We start from the raw sequence: 20235 nt of genomic DNA, 5'->3' as shown, positions 1-20235 counted from the left end.
TCGGGAGACCTCATCGCGTGTGTCGACGGCTGATCGCGGCGCCGGGGAAACACGCGGCATGCCGCACACAGATAATTGTTACATAAGCTAATTATCTGTGTGCGGTGAGGTCGCTCACCCGGCGCGGGCCGGGCGTCTGGCGCTGCCGAAGAGCTGGGCGTCGGCGTGCGCGCGTTTGAAGAACAGGTGCGCGTCGTGCTCCCAGGTGATGGCGATGCCGCCGTGCAGCTGGATGGAGTCCGCCGCCACCGCGGAGAAGGCGGCGGTGCTGTGCGTGCGCGCCACCCAGACGTCCTCGGCGGTGCTCTCCGCCCCGCTGACCAGGGCGGAGGTGGCGGCGAGCACGGTGGACTCGGCCGACTCGACCAGCACGTACAGATCGGCCATTCGGTGCTTGAGCGCCTGGAAGCTGCCGATCGGGCGGCCGAACTGCACCCGCGATTTCGTGTACTCGACGGTGTCCGCCAGGCAGCGCGTTGCGGCTCCCACCTGTTCGGCGGCGAGCGCGGTCCAGGCGATCTCGCGCAGGGCGACCGGGTCCACGTCGCCGATGCGGCTCCCGGTGACCCCGTCGAACTCGACCTCGCTCACCCGGCGGGTGGGGTCCATGGTGGCGATGGTGCGGACCGCGGTCGGCTCGGCCTCGTAGAGCCCGGCGTCGGTGAGCACCAGGTGGGTACCTGCCCCCGCGGCGTCGAGGACGTAGTGCGCGGTGCCGTGCAGGACGTCGCCGTCGGCGCGCACGCCGGGTGCGTCCCAGCCGCGGGCATCGGCCCAGCTGACGGCGAGCGTGCGGGTGCCTTCGGCGACCTCGGGGAGCAGCCGGGCGCAGGTCTCGGCGTCACCGGCGAGCAGCAGCGCCTGGACGCCGAGCACGGCGGAGCCGAGCATCGGCACCCCGGCCAGGGTGCGGCCGAGCTCGCCGACGACCAGCAGCGATTCGGTGAGCCCGGCGCCGATCCCGCCGTACTCCTCCGGGATGGCGAGCGCGGCGACGCCGATCTGCTCGCAGAGCAGGCGCCAGAGCTTCTCGTCGTAGCCGAGGTCGGTGTCGAGGGCGGCGCGCACCGCGGCGGAACCGGCGTGTTTGGTGAGCAGGGCCCGCACCGAGGTGCGGAACTCCGCGAGTTCGTCGCTCACCGCAGCGCCTCCGCGATCCGGGCGCGGTGGAAATCGGCGGTGCCCCACGCGCTCTGCAGCGCACGGACCCGGGTGATCCAGAGCGAGAGGTCGTACTCGGCGGTGTAGCCGATGGCCCCGTGCACCTGCAGCGCCACCCGCGAGGCAAGGTACGCGGCATCCGCGCAGGTCAGCAGCGCCGCGGAAACATCGCGGCCGCGAGTCGGCTCGGCGGTGGTGAGCGCGGCGCGCAGCAGCAGCGGCTCGGCCAGGTCGAGCGCGATGAGCACATCGGCGAGCTGCTGCTTCACCGCCTGGAAGCTGCCGATCGGCGCGCCGAACTGCTTGCGCTGCTTGGCGTACTCGGTGGTGGCATAGAGCAGCGCCTTGCCCGCGCCGAGCAGCTGCGCGGCGGCGGCGAGCGCGCCGTGGTCGAAGCCGGTGGCGATGGCGGCGCGCACCTCCTCGCCCTCGGCGAGCAGCTCGCCGGGTTCGACCCGGAAGAGCCTGCGCGCCGGGTCGACCGAGCGCACCGGCTCGCCGACGGTGCCACGGCTCAGCCGCGGGCCGTCGGCGACGAGCACGGTCTCCGCGATATCGGCGTCGAGCGCGAGCGGCTCGCCGAAGGCGATGGTGCCGAGCGCGCCCTCCGCCAATCCGGGCAGGATCTCGGCTGCCGGCTCCGGCAGCGCCTGGAGCAGGGCGGGAATGGCCGCGGCCGACTCGACCAGCGGTCCCGGCGCGGCGGCGCGGCCGATCTCCTGGAAGGCGACGAGCAGGTCCACCGGCTCGGCGCCGAGCCCGCCGTGCTCCTCGGCAATGGCGAGACCGAGCACACCGGCCTCGGCCAGGCCGCGGACCAGCGCGAGCCCGGGCCCGGGTTCGCCGCCCGCCCAGCTCCGGACGGCGGCCGGGGTGCGGCCCGCCTCCAGGAGTTTGCGCACGCTGGCCCCGAAATCGGTCTGCTCCGGGCTGAGCGCGAATCTCATCGGCTCCCTCTCGGTAGTCCGAGCAGCCGCTCGGCGATGATGTTGCGCTGGATCTCGTTGGTGCCCGCGTAGATCGGGCCCGAGATCGAGAAGAGGTAGCCGTCGGTCCACGGCCCCGCCTGCTCGGCGGCGCCGCCGAGGACGTCCAGCGCGGTCTCGTGCATGGCCACGTCCAGCTCGGACCAGAACACCTTGGTGATCGAGGACTCCGCGCCCAGCTTGCCGCCCTCGGCCAGCCTGGTCACGGTGCCGAAGGTGTGCAGCCGGTACGCCTCGGCGCCGATCCAGGCGTCGACCACGGCATCGCGCTGGGCGGTGTTCGCCCGGTCGCCCGCGGTGCGCCACAGCTCGAGCAGCCGCTCGGCGGTGGCGGTGAACCGGCCCGGGCTGCGCAGCGAGAGCCCGCGCTCATTGCTCGAGGTGCTCATGGCGACCCGCCAGCCCTCGTTCGGCGGGCCGATCACATCGGCGTCCGGCACGAAGACCTCGTCCAGGAAGATCTCCGCGAACCCGGCCTCGCCGTCCAGCTGCGGGATCGGCCGCACCGAGACGCCCTCGGCGTCCAGCGGGAACATGACGTAGGTCAGCCCGCGGTGCCGCTCGGCCGCCGGGTCGCTGCGGAACAGGCCGAAGGCGCGGTCGGCGAAGGAGGCGCGGGAGCTCCAGGTCTTCTGGCCGCTGAGCAGCCAGCCGCCCTCGGTGCGCTTGGCGGTCGAGCGGATGCCGGCCAGGTCGCTGCCCGCCTCCGGCTCGGACCAGGCCTGCGCCCAGATGTCGTCGCCGCGTGCCATCCGCGGCAGGATGCGGGCCAGCTGCTCCGGGGTGCCGTGCTCGAAGAGCGTCGGGGCCAGCAGGAAGATGCCGTTCTGCGCGACCCGGCCCGGTGCGCCCGCGGCGTAGTACTCCTGCTCGAAGAGGACCCACTCCAGGAGCGAGGCGTCGCGGCCGCCGTGCTCGTGCGGCCAGGAGACCACGGAGAACCTGGCGTCGGCCAGGGTGTGCTCCCACTCCCGGTGCGCCTCGAAGCCCTCGGCGGTGTCCATCGATGGCAGCGGGGTGCGCGGCGCCGAGTCCACCAGGAAGTCCCTGACCTCCTGCTGGAAGGCGCGCGCGGATTCGTCGAGATCCAGATCCATCAGGACTTCCCGTTCTCGGTGGCGGTGTCGCGCATGGAGCGGGCGTTCATGCCGCCGAGCGCATCCGCCCCGACCTCGGCATTGTGCGCGTGCGCGAAGTGGTGCAGCCCGAAGACCGAGTCCATGCCGGTGCGCATGCCCATCAGATCCTCGGCCTGGTTCACCGCCTTCTTGGTGAGCGCCAGCCCGAACTGCGGCATCTGCGCGATCTTCTCGGCCAGCGCGGTCACCTCGGCCTCCAGCTCGGCGCGCGGCACCACCCGGTTCACCATGCCCCACTCCTTGGCCTGCGCCGCGCCGAAGCGGTCGCCGGTGAAGAGGAACTCCTTGGCGGCGCGCGGGCCGATCATCCACGGGTGCGCGAAGTACTCGACGCCCGGAATGCCCATGCGCACCACCGGATCGGAGAAGAAGGCGTCGTCCGAGGCGACGATGAGGTCGCAGACCCAGGCCAGCATGAGCCCGCCCGCGATGCAGGCGCCCTGCACCTGCGCGATCATCGGCTTGGGGATCTCCCGCCAGCGCCGGCACATCCCCAGGTACACCTCGGACTCGCGGGCGAAGCGCTGGTCACCGCCCTTGCGGTCGAGGTGGTCCCACCAGAGCACGGCCTTGTTGTCGTAGTGCACGTGGTGGTCCTTGCCCGGCGTCCCGATGTCGTGCCCGGCGCTGAAGTGCTTGCCATTGCCCGCCAGCACGATCACGGTGACCTCGGCGTCCTCGACCGCGCGCTGGAAGGCGGCGTCGAGCGCGTAGGTCATCACCGAGTTCTGCGCATTGCGGTAGTCCGGCCGGTTCATCGTGACGACCGCGACCGGGCCGCGCCGCTCGTAGGTGACCACCTCGCCCTCGTCGGGCACACCGTCAGCGGACATCACGAAATCTCCTCACGTAGACGACGTTTCAGCACCTTGCCTGCGGCGCTGTAGGGCAGCTGGTCGCGGAACTCGACGAAGCGCGGCACCTTGAAGTTGGCCAGCGTGCCCGTGGCGTGCGAGAGCACCTGCTCCGCGGTGAGCCGCGCGCCTGCCTTGCGCACCACGTACGCCTTGCCGACCTCGCCCATCCGCGGGTCCGGCACGCCGATCACCGCGGACTCCGCGACCCCGTCCAGCCGGGCCAGCACCTGCTCGATCTCGGCCGGGTAGACATTGAAGCCGCCGCAGATGTACATGTCCTTGAGCCGGTCGGTGATCTTCAGGTAGCCGCGCTCGTCGACCACCCCGATATCGCCGGTGTGCAGCCAGCCCTCGGCGTCGATGGTCTCCGCGGTGGCCTCCGGATCGTCCAGGTACCCGAGCATGACATTCGGCCCGCGCAGCAGCACCTCGCCGGAATCGGCCAGCCGCAGCTCGAAATCGGCGATCGGGCGGCCGCAGGTGCCGGAGATGGTGGCCGGGTCGTCGTCCGGGCGGCACATGGTGCCGAAACCGGACGCCTCGGAGAGGCCGTACGCGGTGAGCACCACCTCGAAGGCCAGCTCGTCGCGCATCCGCTCGACCAGCACCACCGGGACGGTGGCCGCGCCGGTCACCGCGACCCGCAGCGTGCCGAGGTCGAACTGCGCGCGGTCCGGGAAGTCGAGGATGGTCTGGTAGATGGTGGGCGGGCCGGGCAGCACCGAGATCCGCTCGGCGCTGATCAGCCGCATGGCCTCCGGCACGTCGAATACCGCCTGCGGGACCATGGTCGCGCCGGTCAGGACGCAGGCGAGAATGCCCGCCTTGTAGCCGAAGTTGTGGAAGAACGGGCTGATGATCAGGTAGTTGTCGGCCTGCCGGAGGGTCGCGCACTCGACCCAGCCGCGCACCACGTCGAGCGCCTGCCGGTGCGCCACCAGCGTGCCCTTGCTGCGGCCGGTGGTGCCGGAGGTGAAGAGGATGTCGGCGATGTCGTCGGGGGTGACGGCGTCGGCGCGGGTTTCGACCTCGGTGCGCGGGGTCTGCTCGGCGAGGTCGGCGAGGTCGTCCCAGTGCAGCGCTGCGGCAGCCGAGCGCGGGGCATCGGGGTCGACCGGGATGACGACGATCGACGGGATGTCCAGCTGTGGCGCCTCGGCGCGGAGCTCTGCCAGCCGGTCCCGGCCCAGGAACGGCCCGGCGATGAAGAGCGCGGCGGCGTCGACCCGCTCCAGCACGTCCGCGGCCTCGGCCGCGACGTACCTGGTGTTCAGCGGGACGAGGGCGGCTCCCGCGTACTGCGCGCCCAGCGCGGCCGCGACCCAGTGGTGGGTGTTCGGCGCCCACATGGCGACCCGGTCGCCGGGCCGGACCCCGCGGGCGATCAGCGCGCCCGCCACCCGGCGCACCTCCTCGAGCAGGTCCGCCCAGTCGAGCCGCGCCGAGCCGTCGGCGATGGCGGGGGCGGCGCCGAACTCGGCCGCGGCCGCCCTGAGCGCGGCCGGAATGGTCCTCGCCGAGGTGCTCACGAATGTCCTCACCGTCGAAGCTACAAAGCAAGTGCTTGGTAGGTTACCCTAGCGTCGTGGGTGCGATCCAGACCTCAGAATCCGGCACGGCGGGTCCCGGCGGGGCCGATTCCGGCGATGCCGCCTTCGCCCGCGAGGTGCGCGAGTGGCTGGCCGACAATCTGTCCGGCGAGTTCAGCGGGTTACGCGGGCTCGGCGGCCCCGGCCGCGAGCACGAGGCCTTCGACGAGCGGCTGGCCTGGGACCGGCACCTCGCCGCCGCGGGCTGGACCTGCCTCGGCTGGCCGGAGAAGTACGGCGGCCGGGACGCGAGCGTGCGCAGGCAGGTGATCTTCCACGAGGAGTACGCGAAGGCGAACGCGCCGGCGCGGGTCTCGCACGTGGGGGAGGAGCTGCTCGGCCCGACGCTGCTCGCCTTCGGCACCGAGGAGCAGAAGCAGCGCTTCCTGCCCGGCGTCCGGAATGTCACCGAGCTGTGGTGCCAGGGCTACTCCGAGCCCGGCGCCGGCTCCGACCTCGCCGCGGTGAGCACCGCCGCGCAGCTGGACGGCGCCGAGTGGTCGATCACCGGCCAGAAGATCTGGACCTCGCTGGCGCACGTCGCCGACTGGTGCTTCGTGATCGCCCGCACCGAGAAGGGCTCCAGCAGGCACAAGGGCCTCTCCTACCTGCTCGTTCCCATGGACCAGCCGGGGATCGAGGTGCGCCCGATCATCCAGCTCACCGGCACCTCGGAGTTCAACGAGGTGTTCTTCGACAATGCCCGCACCGCCGCCGACCTGGTGGTCGGCGAGCCCGGCCAGGGCTGGCGGGTGGCCATGGGCACGCTCGCCGTCGAGCGCGGCATCTCCACGCTGGGGCAGCAGATCCGCTTCGAGCGGGAGCTGGCCTCGATCGAGGAGCTGGCGCAGGCGTCCGGGGTGGACGGCGATCCGGCCATCGCGGCCCGGATCGACGATGCCTGGGTGGGGCTGCGGGTCCTGCGCGCGCACGCGCTGCGCACCATGGGCGACAGCACCGACGACGGCGGCCAGGCCTCGGTGGGCAAGCTGCTGTGGGCCAACTGGCACCGCTCCCTCGGCGAGCTCGCCATGGCGGTGCGCGGCCCCGCCGGGCTGCTCGCCGCCGACGACCTGGACGAATGGCAGCGGCTGTACCTCTTCACCCGCGCCGACACGATCTACGGAGGTTCGAACGAAGTGCAGCGCAACATCATCGCCGAGCGGGTGCTCGGACTTCCCCGCGAGGCCCGCCCGTGACCGCCGGGCCGCTCTCCGTCGCGCCGGAACCCGTTGCCGGACACGGGCTGCTGACCGGGCGCAAAGCCGTCGTCACCGCCGCCGCGGGCACCGGGATCGGCTCGGCGACCGCGCGCAGGCTGCTCTCCGAGGGCGCCGACGTGGTGGTCTCCGACTGGCACGAGCGCAGGCTCGGCGAGACCAGGAGCGCGCTGGCCGAGGAGTTCCCGGAGCGCACCATCGGCGCCGTGGTGTGCGACGTGCAGAGCACCGAGCAGGTCGACGCCCTGATCACCGGGGCCGTCGCCGAGCTCGGCCGGGTCGACATCCTGGTCAACAATGCCGGGCTCGGCGGCGAGACCCCGGTGGTCGACATGGACGACGCCCAGTGGGACCGCGTCCTCGACATCACCCTGAACGGCACCTTCCGCTGCACCCGCGCCGCGCTGCGCTACTTCCGCGAGGCCGGGCACGGCGGCGTGATCGTGAACAATGCCAGCGTGCTCGGCTGGCGCGCGCAGTACGGCCAGGCCCACTACGCCGCCGCCAAGGCGGGCGTCATGGCGCTCACCAGGTGCAGCGCGGTGGAGGCGGCCGAGCTCGGGGTGCGGATCAATGCCGTCTCGCCGAGCATCGCCAGGCACGCCTTCCTGGACAAGACCAGCTCCTCGGAGCTGCTGGACCGCCTCTCCGAGCGCGAGGCCTTCGGCCGGGCCGCCGAGCCGTGGGAGGTCGCCGCCACCATCGCCATGCTGGCCAGCGACTACACCAGCTACCTGACCGGCGAGGTGGTCTCCGTCAGTAGCCAGCGGGCATGATGAACCGGGTGACCGCTCCCGATGCCGCGAAGCCCAACCGGCGCGCCGAACTGCTCGCGCTCGCCGCCGGACTCTTCGCCGAGCGCGGGCTGCGGGCCACCACCGTCCGCGATATCGCCGACTCCGCCGGAATCCTCTCCGGAAGCCTCTACCACCACTTCGATTCCAAGGAATCCATGGTGGACGAGATCCTGCGCGGCTTCCTGGACGACCTCTTCGGCCGCTACCGGGAGATCGTCGGCGCCGGGCTCGGCTCGCGGGACACCCTCGAGGCGCTGGTCCTCAGCTCCTACGAGTCGTTCGACCGCTTCCACGCCGCGGTCGCCATCTACCAGACCGAGGCCAAGCGGCTCCGCGGTTCGGAGCGCTTCGCCTACATCGAGGAGTACAACCGCGAGTTCCGCGAGCTCTGGCACCAGGTGCTGACGGCGGGCGTCGCCGACGGCACCTTCCGCGCCGAGCTCGACGTCGAACTCGCCTACCGCTTCCTGCGCGACACCGTGTGGGTCGCCGTCCGGTGGTATCGCCCCGGCGGCCCGGTCACGGTCGAGAACCTCGCCAAGCAGTACCTGACCATCGTGCTCGACGGGCTCACCGCCCCCGGGCACAGCTAGGAGTTCCGATGTCCGCACCCCGCCGCGCCCTCGATGCCTATGTCGTGGACGCCGTCCGCACCCCCGTCGGCAAGCGCAATGGCGCGCTCGCCCAGGTGCACCCCGCCGACCTCGGCGCCACCGCGCTGCGCGGCCTCCTCGACCGCAACCCGGTCGACCCCGCGCTGGTCGATGACGTGATCGTCGGCTGCGTCGACAATGTCGGGCCGCAGGCGGGCAATATCGGCCGCACCATGTGGTTGACCGCCGGGTACCCGGAAGAGGTGCCCGGGGTCACCGTCGACCGGCAGTGTGGCTCCAGCCAGCAGGCCATCAACTTCGGCGCCCAGGCCATCATGAGCGGCACCGCCGAGCTGATCGTCGCCGGTGGCGTGCAGAACATGAGCGCCATTCCGATCTCCGCGGCGATGCTCGCGGGGAAGGAGTACGGGTTCGACTCGCCGTTCGTCGGGGCCAAGGGGTGGGACGCCCGCTACGGCACCGACGAGGTCTCGCAGTTCCGCGGCGCGCAGCTGATTGCCGAGAAGTGGGGGATCAGCCGGGAGGACATGGAGCAGTGGGCGCTGCGTTCCCATGAGCGCGCTCGCGATGCCATCAAGAACGGCCGATTCGACAACGAGATCGTCCCCGTCGGCGACTTCCGCGTCGACCAAGGCCCGCGCGAGACCACCCTCGAGAAGATGGCCTCGCTGCCCGCTCTGGCCGAGGGCAGCCCTTTGACCGCGGCTGTCGCCAGCCAGATCTCGGACGGTGCCAGCGCCACCCTGCTCGCCTCGGAATGGGCGGTGCAGGAGTACGGGCTGAAGCCGCGCGCCCGCATCCACCACGTCTCCGCCCGCGGCGCCGACCCGATCTTCATGCTCACCGCGCCGATTCCGGCTACCAAGTGGGCATTGGAGAAGACCGGGCTGACCATCGATGACATCGACGTGGTCGAGATCAACGAGGCGTTCGCGCCGGTCGTCCTTGCCTGGTTGAAGGAGACCGGGGCCGACCCGGACAAGGTGAATGCCAATGGTGGTGCGATCGCGCTCGGGCACCCGCTCGGTGCCACCGGGGCGAAGCTGTTCGCGACGCTGCTGAACGAGTTGGAGCGGCGGAACGGGCGGTACGGGCTGCTCACCATCTGTGAGGGTGGTGGCACCGCCAACGCCACCATCATCGAGCGGTTGTGAGGTCGGGCAGTACGTCCTGAGTTCGGGCGCTTCGGGAGGCGTCGCTTCAGTCGCCGATGTAGCCGATATCGGGGTTGATCTGGGCCAGAAAGATGCGGATCGCGTGGCGGTGGGCGCCGATCGTCGGTGGTGAAGTATCACCGGGGACGCTGTACGGCAGCAGTGAGCTGGGCCGCGGCCCGTCTCCGTCCCACAGCCACGCGATCCGGGGTGGGCCCGAGGAGAACCCGTAACCGGGGTTGGGGCCCGACTCCCAGTCGTAGTCGCACCGGCCGTCGGGGTGCACTGTCACCGAGAACGTCTCTCCGTCGACGACCAGGGTGCAAAGCTCGCCCCCGGCGCCAGGACGAGCATCGTCCGGAAGTCCATCGCAGTTTTCGGTAGCCACAACCCCACTGTGCCAGTTCACCCGATTCGGGCAGCTGTTCACGGCTGCGGCGTCACCGGCTGCGGACACGTCGCAATCCGTGTCGTTCAGGAGTCGGGATGCGAGCGGGCCGAGAATGAAGCGATGATCGGTCGCCGACCTGCCATCATTGCCGGAGCCGTGCTGGTAAGCACGTGCGCAGTGCTCGGGGCGATCGTCACCGGCTGCGCCGAACCCGGCTCGCGCACGCCATCGTCACCGGCCGCGTCCACTCCCTCCGCCGCGCCGAGCGTTCCCTCTGTCGCCGAGCTCGACGCCGTGCTGGCGCGCGCGGTGAGCCCTTCGGCGGATTTGCGCCGCGGCACAGTCGAGGGCGACGGCACTGATTTCCAGCTGATCGACTGGCACCCCGAAGCGCCGGTTTTCGCCTATCCCGTGATTGCTGTCCGGCCCGAGAGCACTTCGAGGGTTCTGGCCACGGTGCGCACCACCATCGACGGCACGCCGATTCCCGATACGGCGGAGGTCCCGTTCGTTTTCGAGGGGACATCCTGGAAGATCGAGCGAAATTGGATGTGCGCGACTATGTCCGTGTTCGAGCGACCCTCATCGGACTGCTGAATCGCAACCCGCCTCGGTAGTCCCGCTGGCGGAATCAGGCTGGAATCGCCCCCACACGCTGCGCGAGCTGGCCGAGATCGCCCGTGGTGAGCTCGCGCCTAGCCCGGCGCATCATGGAGCCGACCTGCTCCCGAACCGAGGTCATGGACCGAACCTTCTCCGGTGCGATGTACTCGGCTCGGAGCAGCACGTACAGCGCCCGCTCGTAATTCTTCTCCATGCCGTATGCCCGACCCACTCCGAGCGCTTCCCAAGCCTGGCGCCGCTCTTCGTCACTGGCGCTCCGGGTGTAGGTGTACAGCCCCGAGATGAGGCCGGGCAGTACGCCGGCGAGCTGCGTGTCGTCACACTCGGCGCGGAGTTCCAGCGTCCGACGTGCACCGCGCACCAGGTCGGGGAGCGGCGGGGGCGGAACGCCATCGTCGACCAGACCCTGCGCCATGAGCCGCCTCGATGCGGGGAACAGCCGAGTGGAACACCGCCGCTGCCGGATTCAACGTGGGCTGGCACCGGCGGGGATACCTGCGTCCTTCAGATAGCAGCTCTCGCCTACTTGTCCGAGCCCGCCTCGGGCGACGAGTGGGAGTGATCGTGGAGATGCACAGACAGATCATCTACCCGATAGGCGCGACGTTCGATTACCGGATCACCGACACTGCGGCAGGCAAACTCCGGAGCGAGCTTTCGCGATGGGCGCCGGACGTCCGGGTGGTCGTCGACGATCACGTCACCGATGAACTCCCCGAGATCCCCTGCGCATCACTGTGGGAACTCTAACGGGTGGTCCGCCAGCAGGTCCGCGATGGTGAGCGCCTCGGGCATGGTCCATGTCGCGGCCTCCTCGGCGAGCAGCTCCTCCCATGCGGGGGCACCCGTGCGGGCCGCGGCATCGGAGCGGACCCGTAGCGCGAGCGTGCCGATCCGGAGGAGGACCGGCACATTCAGGTGCCGGGCCGCGACCGCTGTCTCACCGGCGACCGCAGCTGCGGCCGTCTTCGACACACTGATGGCCCCGGCGGCTGCGTGTGCGGCAAGCAGCATCTCGGTGCGTTTGGCTGCCGCGCCGGGCGAGAGGCGTGCGGTGCCCGTCGACCGATGGGCCGCGAGATGGGTATGGGTTCGGATGACGACCTCGGTCGCGAGGACGCCGAGCCCGGGCGTGAGGAGTCCGGAGCGGAGGTTCAGGCCGCTCGCGTACGCGTCATGGGCGAACTTGCGCAGGGTGGGGTCCGGCATCTCGCACAGCCATGTCCAGCCGGGGAGCGGGAGGCTCATCGGGGTGACGAAGTCGGCGGCCCAGTGTTTCAGCAGCAGCGCGATCGCGAGGTGCCGCTCGGGCGCCTGCGCGAACAGCAGCCCGGAGCGGGTCGTCGTCGCCAGGCCGGTCATGCGCCTGCCCTCCTCCCACCAGGTCCCCTCGAAGGTGCCGGTGCGGATCTGGTTCAGGGCGGTGCAGAATCGGGCGATGTCGTGGCCGGGGGACTTGACCCGATGGGTCGCGCCACCGAACTTCGGGCCGGTGTAGTCGATGGGGAGCCGGGCGGTTTCCCGCTCCCAGCGGCGCAGCAGGCCGCTCTTCTTCAACTGGGTCAGGCCGCCGAGCGCGGCGGCGTCCACCCGGTGGTCGTAGAGGTTGGCGAGTGCGCCGAGCAGGCCGGAGATCCCGACGACCAGCAGATCACCGCGCCCCCATGGCAGCCGCTGGGTGGCCCGCCATTCGTCGAGTTGCGCGAGCGCGACCGGGTCGAGGAGGTCGGCGAACTCGACGTCACCTTCGCGCTGCTCCCGATGATGGTCGGTGAGTTCGGCGTAGCCGAGTCCGGCCGGGGTACTCGCGAGACGTTGCCCGACCGCGTGATCGATCGGCTCGTCGGCGAGTGCCGCCGCGGCGAGCTGCTCGATGGCGTCGAGGTCGCGGGTGAGGACGTCCAGGTTGCCGATGTAGTCGGCGTCGGCGACGCTCACTTCGCTTCCTCGAGGTCGTCGGCGAGGCCGGCGACCCCCTCGGCGAGGGTCTCGACGGTCTTCTTCTCGTCTGTGAGCTCGTCCAATTCGGCGATCAGCGTCTTGAGTTCGTCGTCCTCGGGGCCGGTAACCCGCTCCTTGAGTCGATCGGCGACCATACGGAACCGGGCGACGCGATCCTCGCCCGCGACCCGCTCCGCATCCAGCTCGGCCTGCTTGCTCTCGACCTGCGCCCGCAGCTTCTCGATGTGCTCGGCGAGCGCCGCGACGGTCTTGCCGAGGTTCGTGACCCGCTCGCGCAGGCTGACGATCACGGCCTTCGCCGCCTCTTCGTTGCCGTCCACATCGCGGAGCACGAGCTGGGTGACCACGTGCAGCCGGACGGCATCGGCGGCGATCCGCGCCGCGGTGAGCCCGGCGGCCTTCCCCGCGAGCGTGACCACCCCCGCCCCCGCCGCGCCGCTGAACCCGGTGATCAGCGCGGCGCCACCGGCCATGCCGAGCCCGCCGGCCGCAATGGAGCCGCCGCCCAGCGCGGCCAGCCCCGCCGAGGTGGCGACCGCGCCCGAATAGCCGAGCACCAGCGCGCCGTACGCCCCCGCGATCGCCGGTGCGGCGAGCCCGCCGGTCAGCACGCCGAGTCCGAGGCCCGCCCCCGCGAGGAGCGCGTACTTGGTCCAGTTACCCGATGTGGAGAGTTTCTTGATCGCGTGCCGGTAGGCATTCTGCACTGCCTCGAGATCCTCAGGATGAAGCGGGCTCATCGAAGCGTGCGCGGCGCTCAGGGTTTCGGCGCGCGCGGCCTTCTCCCACTTGCCCTCCGCCCACGGCTCGAAGCCGTAGAGGTCGATGAGCAGAAGCAGGCCCCTGGATCGCCGCGTCACGATCGAGGAGATCTCCGGGCCGGCGGATTCGAGCGCCTCGAAGTTCGGTGCGGCGTCGTTCGCGCTGATCAGGTGCACTATCTCGGCCACCGCGGGGGACCAGTCCCAGTGTCGGCCCGCGATGGCGGCAGCGGTCGCGGTGCGGAAGGCATTCCGGACTTCGCGCTTGGCCGGGAGGTATTTGCCCTTCGATGCCGCGATGTCGCGCTGCATCATTCGGTACTGCCAGGCGGTGAGGACGAAGTCCTCGTCGGGCGACAATTCGAGGTTCCTCTGCACCTGCACGGCGTCCATGCGCCAGACAGTAGCGGGGATCAGCCCGAGGCACGCTCGTTCTCGCGGTGCCACCGCTGGGCGCGCACCGCGCGGCGCTCGATCTCGGTGACCATGGCGGCCGCGCTCAGCGGAGCGGCCTCGATCGGGTCGCCGGTGCGGACCAGGTAGCGGCCGTCGTCGTAGTCCATCCACCAGAAGCCGTCGCCGGGGGCCGGGCGGGCGTCGATGGCGGGGCCGGGGAAGACGGCGACCTCGCCGAGTGCGCGGCGTCGCCGGGCGAAGACGCGGTCGAGCTGGGCGATGGCGCCGTTCGTCGCGCGCAGCGGACGGTCCCGATCGGCGCGAATATCCGCTCGTGGCAGGCGGATCGGCGGTTGTGAGCCCGGCGGGTGTGCGGGTAGCGCGGCGACGGCGGCCGCTGGTACCTGCCCGGCCCTGCCGTAGCGGAGCACGATGTCGGCGCCGGTGTCCGGGGCCGGGCCGGGCTGCTGGGTGAGCGCGGTGCCCGCATTGGCGCGGATCGCGCCGTGGAAGCGCACCGGGTCGAGGTGACCCAGACCTGTGACCTCGATCCGGACATCCGGCTCAAGCAGGACGTCGAGCGCGCGCTCCAGCTCCACCGCGTACATGCCGGTGAGGGTTTCGACCGCCGCCTCCCTGAGCCGCCGCAGATCACGGAAGTCCATAGGCTCCGGCCGGTACCGCAGGGGGTAGGGGAGGCGGTCGCGGCCGTAGGCGCTCCACAGCAGCTCGAACTCGAGGCCGCTGAACCGCCACTCAGCCATCGCCGCCGCCGATCACCGGCGGCACCGTCCTCGGCAGTGCGTCCAGGCCGGTGAGTTCCTCGCCGTTGCGCTGGTTCACCAGGTAGTCCTTGGTGCCGGTGGTGTTCTCGTCGTCTCGGCGGCCTGCTCCCGCTCCCGCGCCCATCATGCCGGGCGTGCCGGTGCTGGAGCGGGTGCCGGTGGTGGTTGCGGTGGTGGTTGCGGGGGCGACGGTGGTCGACAGCGGCGTTCCGGCGATGCTGCGGCCGGGTGCGGGGGTGGTGACCGGTGTGCCGGAGGGGGTTCCGGGGGGGTTCCCGGCCTCGGGCTCGATGGGGTGCCGGGTGTGGTCGGGGTCGACGGCGTGCCGGGCACTGTGCTGGTGGGGCTCGGTGTGGTGCTCGCGGGTGTGGTGCTCGATGTTGTCGACGTGGGGGTTGCGGACCGGGTGGTGGGATCGGTACCCGCGGCCTCGGTCTGTGGCTCGCTGCCGGGCTGATCCTCGGTCGGCGTTCCGGCGTCGGTGGCCGGAGAATCGGTGGCCGGAGTGTCGGCCGCCGGTTCCTCCTCGGCGGTGGGGGCACCGGTTCCGGCCGGATCGGTGCTTTCGGTGCGGGCCGTGGTTCCCGGGGTGTTCGCGGGCGGCCCGTCCGATCCCGGCCCGTTCACGATCACCGGGGCGTCGGGCAGTACGGGGACGCCGTGATCGGTCTGCTGCGCCACCTGCCCGTACACGGTTCGCAGCACCCGCCGTGCCTCCTGCGTCGCCTCTTCCTCCGCGTAGTCGCCCGCCTTCATCACCCCGTCCTGCGGAAGCGTCTTGCCCGTGACGTCCGGGCGTTCCGTCACGTACGGCATGAGCGCCTGCGTCTGGTGCAGCCCGGTGTGCAGCTCGGCGAGCTTGAGCCCGACCATCGCGGCCGCCGTCGCCAGATCCTCCGACCGCTGGGTGTAGTTCTGCACAGCTGTGACCGCCGACTGCGCTGCTGCACCCTGCCAGCCGCCCTGCACGGTGCGCGCGAACTCCTCGTTGAATACGCTCACCGCGCCGGTGAGGTTCATGCCGATTCCCGTCCACGCCTCCGCCGCCTGCTGGGCCACCGAGGGGCGCATGTCGTTCACCGCGTCCACCATCTGGGTCAGCGTCATGCTGTCGTAGTTGTCCGGGGCGGGGATGTTCGGTGGGTCGTACTCACCGGTGAAGCCGGTGTTCGCGCGGGCGGTGAAGTCGTAGATGGTGTCGCGTTCGCGGTTCCACTGCTCCTGGGCGTCGATGATGCGGGCGCGGTAGTCGTCGTAGGTCATTGTGTGGTTCCCGAGATGTGGTCGCCGGAGATGGTGTCCTGTTCGGCGAAGTTCTGGACGGCCTTCGCCACGGCCTGTTTGGCGACGTTCACGGCGTCCATGTGCTGCAACAGCACGACTTCGAGGGATCGCTCGCCGCCCTTCGCCTTCCGGGAGAACTTGTCCTGCAGCACTTGCGATGAGGGAAATCCGCCGAAGCCATCCAGGTACTGGAGACGGACGACCTGCATGTAGATCTCCTCGAGCCGAAGCAGGTAGTCGTCGCACACCTTGTCGAGGCCCTGCCCGACATTCGGATCCAGCGACAGCTCGCCGGCTTCCGCATCGGTCAGCACACGCTGCCACTCGACGTTTGAAATCTCCGGTTCCATCGGTGCTCTATCCCGCCGGTAGCTGCGCGGCCAAGTCATCCGCATGACCCGCCGCAGCGGAGCAGGGGTCGCCCTGCCGTCCCTTGGTCGGCCGGACGATGAGACGAAAGGCGACGGTGCCATCGGGGACTTCAGTGGCGACAGTGCAGATGAAGCCCCGGGAGTCGCTGGCGTCGAGAAACTGCACTGCGGGCCGCCCGCCTACCGTGCGATCGGTGAATGCGGTGAAGTCTGTCCGCTGGCGAACTTCGTCGAGTGTCGGCCGGCCGGAGAAGAGGGTCAGGTCGTACCAGTCGGCCCCGGCGCGCCAGTTGCACACCTTCCAGCCGTCGAACGCAACGCCGGCGACGTCCGAGACCTTCGTTCTCGGATCCAGCCCGGTCGCGGATATGGCCGAATCGGGCAGTCCACACGGATCCCACAGCCCGGCATCGGGATCAGCCTTCGTGCTCGGTGCAACCGTCGCGACCACCGATGACTCCGGCGCAACCTCCTCCACCGTCGGCCCACACCCCGCACTCAGGCACGCAACGGCGAGCGCCCCAGCAATAACCCCTGCCCTGCGCATCTCCGCACCCTCCCTGCCGATGCGGGGCCGGTACCGTCTCCCCGCCCCGGACGGGTCAGACGGTACCGCTCGGCACGAACACCGGCAATCAGTGCTCGGCCGGACTCCCCGCCAGCGCGGAGAGCGATCCGATCCGCGCGACAGCGTCGCTGACGATCCGCTCGATGAGCTCCGCACAGGTGGGCAGATCCTCGATGATCCCGGTGACCTGCCCGGCGGCAAGCACCCCCGCCTCGGTATTCCCCTCGACCAACCCGGCCCGCAGCAGCATCGGCGTATTGGCCGCCATGACCACCTGCGACCAGGTCAGATCCTTGGCCTTGCGCATGGCCAATCCATCCCGAACCAGGGTCGACCACTTCATCCCGGTCATCCCCTTGAACTTCGCGGCGTTCGCGACGGCGGCACTCAACCCACGCACCCGCCCCGACTTCTCCAGCCGGGAAACGAGCTCGGTGTTCAGCACCCGGTGCGGCATACCGTCCACCTTGAGCGAGACCACCGTGTCCTGGAGCTGCCGGACGAGGTACTCCTGCTTGACCGAATCCGGCACCGAACTCTCCTGCGTGAGCAGGAACCGCGTGCCCATCGCGACCCCGGCCGCACCGTAGGCCAGTGCGGCCGCCAGCCCGCGGCCGTCGAAGAAGCCGCCGGCGGCGACGACCGGGATATCGACCGCGTCGAGCACCGAGGGCAGCAGCAGGGTGGTGGCGACCGGGCCGGTGTGCCCGCCACCCTCACCACCCTGCACGATCACGGCGTCGGCACCCCAGGAGGCGACCTTCACGGCGTGCTTGGCCGCGCCGATGGACGGAATCACCACCACGCCCGCGTCCTTGAGCTTGGCGATCAGCTCCTTCTTGGGCGCGAGGGCGAACGAGGCCACCCGCACACCCTCGCGGATGAGCAGATCGATCCGCTCGGGAGCGTCCGAGGCATCCGCCCGGATATTCACCCCGAACGGCTTGGAGGTGCGCGCCTTGGTCTTGGCGACAGCCTCCTCCAGCTCCGCGTACGTCATGGTCGCGGAGGCGAGAATGCCGAGCCCACCGGCATTGGAGGTGGCGGAGACCAAGCCGGGCCCGGCCACCCAGCCCATGCCGGTCTGCACCACGGGGTGCTCGATCCCGACCAGCTCGGTGAGCGGGGTGCGCAGCCGCGCGGTCACTGCGGCACCTCGCGGTCGCGCACCGACTTGGGGTCCAGCACCTCGCGGATGAGCCGCAGCTCCTCGGCGGTGGGCAGCCGCGACTCCGGCGCCTCGGCCAGCCCGGCGATCTCGAAGGAGGTGTTCGCCGCGACCTCGTCGGCGGTGACCCCGGGGTGCAGGCTGCGCGCGCGCAGCGTGTGGTCCGGGCCCTCGAAGTCGAAGACGCCCAGGTTGCTCACCACCCGGTGCAGGTGGTGGAAGCGGTAGGCGGGGTTCGCGGGATCGACCTTGTCGTAGCCGACGCCGGAGACGATATCCACCTTGTCCACGAACACCCGCTTACCGTGCTTGGGCACGAAGTAGCTGGTCGCGTGGTTGATGGTGTTGCCGGGCGCCCCGCGCACGCCGAACATCTGCCGGGTCGGCTGCTGCAAAGACCCGAAGGCGGAGAGGTTCTGGTTGCCGTAGCGGTCGATCTGGTTCGCGCCCATGACGACGTGCCTGCGCCCGGAGGCGACCACGTCGAAGACCTTGCGGAACGGGATCCACCCCTCGATCGGCGCCGAGCGCCCGAGCGCGGGGGTCTCGGCGAAGAACCGGGCCTCACCGTCGGAGAGCAGCAGGTCGGGCTCGGTGGTGAGCTTGGCCAGCCGCGCGCCCAGCGTGGTCAGCGGCGACATCGGGCTCGCCATGATCTCCCCGGCCCCGGCGAAGATCTCGGCGCACGCCACCGCGCAGACCTCGGCACGAGTAATGGTCACTGCTCCTCCTCCGCGAAACGCCGCACGGCGGCCTGGTACTCGTCCTCGGACACCGCCAGATACGTGTCCACGAACCGCTGCCACGCCTCCGGCGTCTTGGCCGACTCCACGTAGTGCTTCTGGAACTTCTCGTCCCGCCCGTAATCGTCGGCGGCCAGCGTGAAGTGCGCGCCGCCGGGCGCCTCGACCACGCCGTCCACCAGCATCCGGTTCAGCAGCAGGGCCTGCGGCGGAACGGATTTCACCAGCTCCTCGGTCTCCACCACGTGCTCGACCGAGAGGTAGCGGCGCTCGGCGGCCAGGCAGTAGAGGTCGTCGAAGTAGGGGTCGATGCCGGTGTAGGCGGCATTGCCGTGCTTGTCGCCGAGGTTCAGGTGCACCAGGGCGGCGTCCAGGTTCAGCGCGGGCATGGCGATCAGGGTCTCGTCGCCGTAGGGGGAGGCGACGGTCTTCAGCTCGCCCTCCCAGAAGTTCGGCACGTCCGAGCCGAGCCCGGCGCGGATGGGCAGGAAGGGGAGCCGCGCGGCGGCCGCCTCCAAGCCGCACTTGACCATGCCCTCGTCCATCTCGCGCACCACGATCTCGCCCGCGGTGCGCGCCTTGGCGAACCACGGATCGTAGAAGGGCGCCGAATCCAGCGAGACGAAGCCGTAGTACGCCTTGCGCACCTTCCCCGCCGAACAGAGCAGCCCCAGGTCGGGGCCGCCGTAGCTGACCACGGTGAGATCGGTGATGTCCGAGCGCAGGATCGCCCGGACCAGCGCCAGCGGCTTGCGCCGCGAGCCCCAGCCGCCGATCCCGATCGTCATCCCGCTGCGCAGCTCGCCGACCACGTCGTCGAGCGACATCCGCTTGTCGCGCATCGTCTTTCCCTCAGTTCCCGGACCGGCGCGCCGCCAGATCCTCGTCGAATCGCGCCCGGATCTCGTCCGAGACCCCGGCCAGGTTGAGCTCGAAGGTGAAGCCCTGCTCGAAGCGGTAGCTGCGGTGCACGTCCTGCACGTCGATGCCGTTCAGCGCGCGCTTGGCGGCCCGGATCACCCGGCCGTCCTTGGCGGCGACGTTCTCCGCGACCTTCAGCGCGGCGGCATCCAGCTCCTCCCGCGGCACCACCTGGAAGACCGAGCCGAAGTGCTGCAGCTGCTGCGCCGTCACCGTGCCCGCGGTGTAGAAGAGCGCGCGCATGAGGTGCTGCGGGACCAGCCGGGAGAGGTGCGTGGCCGCGCCGAGCGCGCCGCGGTCCACCTCGGGCAGCCCGAAGGTGGCGTCGTCGCTGGCGATGATGATGTCGGCATTGCCGACCAGCCCGATCCCGCCACCCAGGCAGAACCCCTGCACCACCGCGATCACCGGCACCGGGCAGTCGTACACCGCGGCGAACGCCTCGAAGCAGCCGTGGTTGGCGTCGATCAGCGCCTGGTGCCCCGGCTTGCTCTGCATCTCCTTGATGTCCACGCCCGCGTTGAACCCCCGGTTCTCCGCGCGCAGCACCACCACCCTGGTCTCCTGATCGCGGCCCGCCGCGCGGATCTCATCGGCCAGGGTGAACCACCCGGCCGACGGAATGGCATTGACCGGCGGGTAGTCGACCGTGACGACGGCGACGCCCGGGGCGGCGGAGTGACGGTTGATTCCCATCGCATGTCCCATCGAAGCGTTGGCAAAGCAAGCAGTTGCTTGGTAGGT

Annotated in this window: 24 protein-coding genes; 6 read left to right on the top strand and 18 right to left on the bottom strand. The window is 70.6% G+C overall.

Annotated elements, in window-relative coordinates:
- Positions 1–114: 114 nt before the first annotated feature.
- The 5 genes from AB0H71_RS14405 to AB0H71_RS14385 are packed head-to-tail and all read right to left on the bottom strand — an operon-like array spanning position 115 to position 5672.
- Entirely contained in the window at positions 115–1140 is a 1026-nt protein-coding gene (locus AB0H71_RS14405; RefSeq protein ID WP_357019764.1) for an acyl-CoA dehydrogenase family protein, read from the bottom strand.
- Positions 1137–2108, bottom strand: a complete 972-nt coding sequence (locus AB0H71_RS14400) for an acyl-CoA dehydrogenase family protein (protein WP_357019762.1) — start codon at positions 2106–2108, stop codon at positions 1137–1139. Before AB0H71_RS14400 ends, AB0H71_RS14405 begins: the two co-directional genes overlap by 4 nt.
- Entirely contained in the window at positions 2105–3244 is a 1140-nt protein-coding gene (locus tag AB0H71_RS14395) for an acyl-CoA dehydrogenase family protein (protein WP_357019760.1), read from the bottom strand. Before AB0H71_RS14395 ends, AB0H71_RS14400 begins: the two co-directional genes overlap by 4 nt.
- The gene (locus AB0H71_RS14390) at positions 3244–4119 is read right to left on the bottom strand and encodes an enoyl-CoA hydratase (protein ID WP_357019757.1); all 876 of its coding nucleotides are present in this window, start codon (positions 4117–4119) and stop codon (positions 3244–3246) included. Before AB0H71_RS14390 ends, AB0H71_RS14395 begins: the two co-directional genes overlap by 1 nt.
- Entirely contained in the window at positions 4119–5672 is a 1554-nt protein-coding gene (locus AB0H71_RS14385) for a FadD3 family acyl-CoA ligase (protein ID WP_357019754.1), read from the bottom strand. Before AB0H71_RS14385 ends, AB0H71_RS14390 begins: the two co-directional genes overlap by 1 nt.
- Positions 5673–5728: 56 nt before the next feature.
- Here AB0H71_RS14385 and AB0H71_RS14380 point away from each other — a divergent pair, with 56 nt between their 5' ends.
- Genes AB0H71_RS14380 through AB0H71_RS14365 form a run of 4 tightly spaced genes read left to right on the top strand, consistent with a single transcriptional unit; the run spans position 5729 to position 9517 of the window.
- On the top strand, positions 5729–6931 hold the full coding sequence (locus AB0H71_RS14380; RefSeq protein ID WP_357019752.1) for an acyl-CoA dehydrogenase family protein: 1203 nt from the start codon (positions 5729–5731) through the stop codon (positions 6929–6931).
- Positions 6928–7728, top strand: a complete 801-nt coding sequence (locus AB0H71_RS14375) for an SDR family oxidoreductase (protein WP_357019749.1) — start codon at positions 6928–6930, stop codon at positions 7726–7728. The genes AB0H71_RS14380 and AB0H71_RS14375 overlap by 4 nt, the downstream gene beginning before the upstream one ends.
- Positions 7728–8342, top strand: coding sequence for a TetR/AcrR family transcriptional regulator (locus AB0H71_RS14370; protein ID WP_357020381.1), 615 nt, complete (start codon positions 7728–7730; stop codon positions 8340–8342). The genes AB0H71_RS14375 and AB0H71_RS14370 overlap by 1 nt, the downstream gene beginning before the upstream one ends.
- Before the next feature lie 8 nt (positions 8343–8350).
- A complete protein-coding gene (locus tag AB0H71_RS14365) occupies positions 8351–9517 on the top strand; it encodes an acetyl-CoA C-acetyltransferase (RefSeq protein WP_357019746.1) in 1167 nt (388 codons plus the stop codon).
- A 46-nt stretch (positions 9518–9563) separates the two neighbouring features.
- Here the strand turns inward: AB0H71_RS14365 and AB0H71_RS14360 are convergent, their stop codons facing one another.
- Complete coding sequence (locus tag AB0H71_RS14360) at positions 9564–9905, bottom strand: hypothetical protein (RefSeq protein WP_357019743.1); 342 nt, start codon at positions 9903–9905, stop codon at positions 9564–9566.
- A 123-nt stretch (positions 9906–10028) separates the two neighbouring features.
- On the opposite strand from AB0H71_RS14360, the gene AB0H71_RS14355 reads away from it, so the two are divergent.
- On the top strand, positions 10029–10505 hold the full coding sequence (locus AB0H71_RS14355; protein WP_357019741.1) for a hypothetical protein: 477 nt from the start codon (positions 10029–10031) through the stop codon (positions 10503–10505).
- A gap of 34 nt (positions 10506–10539) precedes the next feature.
- Here the strand turns inward: AB0H71_RS14355 and AB0H71_RS14350 are convergent, their stop codons facing one another.
- Positions 10540–10947: a hypothetical protein gene (locus tag AB0H71_RS14350; RefSeq protein WP_357019738.1), complete on the bottom strand. Its 408-nt coding sequence runs from the start codon at positions 10945–10947 to the stop codon at positions 10540–10542.
- Between the two features lie 143 nt (positions 10948–11090).
- Between AB0H71_RS14350 and AB0H71_RS14345 the strand changes: the two genes are divergently transcribed.
- Complete coding sequence (locus tag AB0H71_RS14345; protein WP_357019734.1) at positions 11091–11282, top strand: hypothetical protein; 192 nt, start codon at positions 11091–11093, stop codon at positions 11280–11282.
- On the opposite strand, the gene AB0H71_RS14340 is transcribed toward AB0H71_RS14345, so the two are convergent.
- From AB0H71_RS14340 to AB0H71_RS14290, 11 genes are all read right to left on the bottom strand, one after another.
- Entirely contained in the window at positions 11265–12470 is a 1206-nt protein-coding gene (locus tag AB0H71_RS14340) for a hypothetical protein (RefSeq protein WP_357019731.1), read from the bottom strand. The two genes, AB0H71_RS14345 and AB0H71_RS14340, sit on opposite strands and share 18 nt — an antisense overlap.
- Positions 12467–13648, bottom strand: coding sequence for a hypothetical protein (locus tag AB0H71_RS14335; protein WP_357019728.1), 1182 nt, complete (start codon positions 13646–13648; stop codon positions 12467–12469). Before AB0H71_RS14335 ends, AB0H71_RS14340 begins: the two co-directional genes overlap by 4 nt.
- A gap of 20 nt (positions 13649–13668) precedes the next feature.
- A complete protein-coding gene (locus AB0H71_RS14330) occupies positions 13669–14415 on the bottom strand; it encodes an ESX secretion-associated protein EspG (protein WP_357019726.1) in 747 nt (248 codons plus the stop codon).
- Complete coding sequence (locus tag AB0H71_RS14325; RefSeq protein ID WP_357019723.1) at positions 14408–14563, bottom strand: hypothetical protein; 156 nt, start codon at positions 14561–14563, stop codon at positions 14408–14410. The genes AB0H71_RS14330 and AB0H71_RS14325 overlap by 8 nt, the downstream gene beginning before the upstream one ends.
- Positions 14560–15699 carry a hypothetical protein gene (locus AB0H71_RS14320; protein WP_357019720.1) on the bottom strand — a complete coding sequence of 380 codons (1140 nt, stop codon included), beginning with the start codon at positions 15697–15699 and terminating at the stop codon, positions 14560–14562. Before AB0H71_RS14320 ends, AB0H71_RS14325 begins: the two co-directional genes overlap by 4 nt.
- Positions 15696–16070: a hypothetical protein gene (locus tag AB0H71_RS14315; protein ID WP_357019717.1), complete on the bottom strand. Its 375-nt coding sequence runs from the start codon at positions 16068–16070 to the stop codon at positions 15696–15698. Before AB0H71_RS14315 ends, AB0H71_RS14320 begins: the two co-directional genes overlap by 4 nt.
- 7 nt (positions 16071–16077) lie before the next feature.
- On the bottom strand, positions 16078–16638 hold the full coding sequence (locus AB0H71_RS14310) for a DUF3558 domain-containing protein (protein WP_357019715.1): 561 nt from the start codon (positions 16636–16638) through the stop codon (positions 16078–16080).
- A gap of 88 nt (positions 16639–16726) precedes the next feature.
- Complete coding sequence (locus tag AB0H71_RS14305) at positions 16727–17806, bottom strand: nitronate monooxygenase (protein ID WP_357019712.1); 1080 nt, start codon at positions 17804–17806, stop codon at positions 16727–16729.
- Positions 17803–18549: a CoA-transferase gene (locus AB0H71_RS14300; protein ID WP_357019709.1), complete on the bottom strand. Its 747-nt coding sequence runs from the start codon at positions 18547–18549 to the stop codon at positions 17803–17805. Before AB0H71_RS14300 ends, AB0H71_RS14305 begins: the two co-directional genes overlap by 4 nt.
- Positions 18546–19412 (bottom strand): CoA-transferase, encoded by an 867-nt coding sequence (locus AB0H71_RS14295; RefSeq protein WP_357019706.1) that lies wholly within the window; start codon positions 19410–19412, stop codon positions 18546–18548. The genes AB0H71_RS14300 and AB0H71_RS14295 overlap by 4 nt, the downstream gene beginning before the upstream one ends.
- A gap of 10 nt (positions 19413–19422) precedes the next feature.
- Positions 19423–20187 (bottom strand): enoyl-CoA hydratase family protein, encoded by a 765-nt coding sequence (locus AB0H71_RS14290; RefSeq protein WP_357019703.1) that lies wholly within the window; start codon positions 20185–20187, stop codon positions 19423–19425.
- Between the last annotated feature and the right edge of the window lie 48 nt (positions 20188–20235).

The organism is Nocardia sp. NPDC050697 (assembly GCF_040654395.1).
Lineage (GTDB): Bacteria > Actinomycetota > Actinomycetes > Mycobacteriales > Mycobacteriaceae > Nocardia.
Note: the sequence above shows the minus strand (reverse complement) of the source record. Positions and strands in the feature narration are given on the sequence as shown.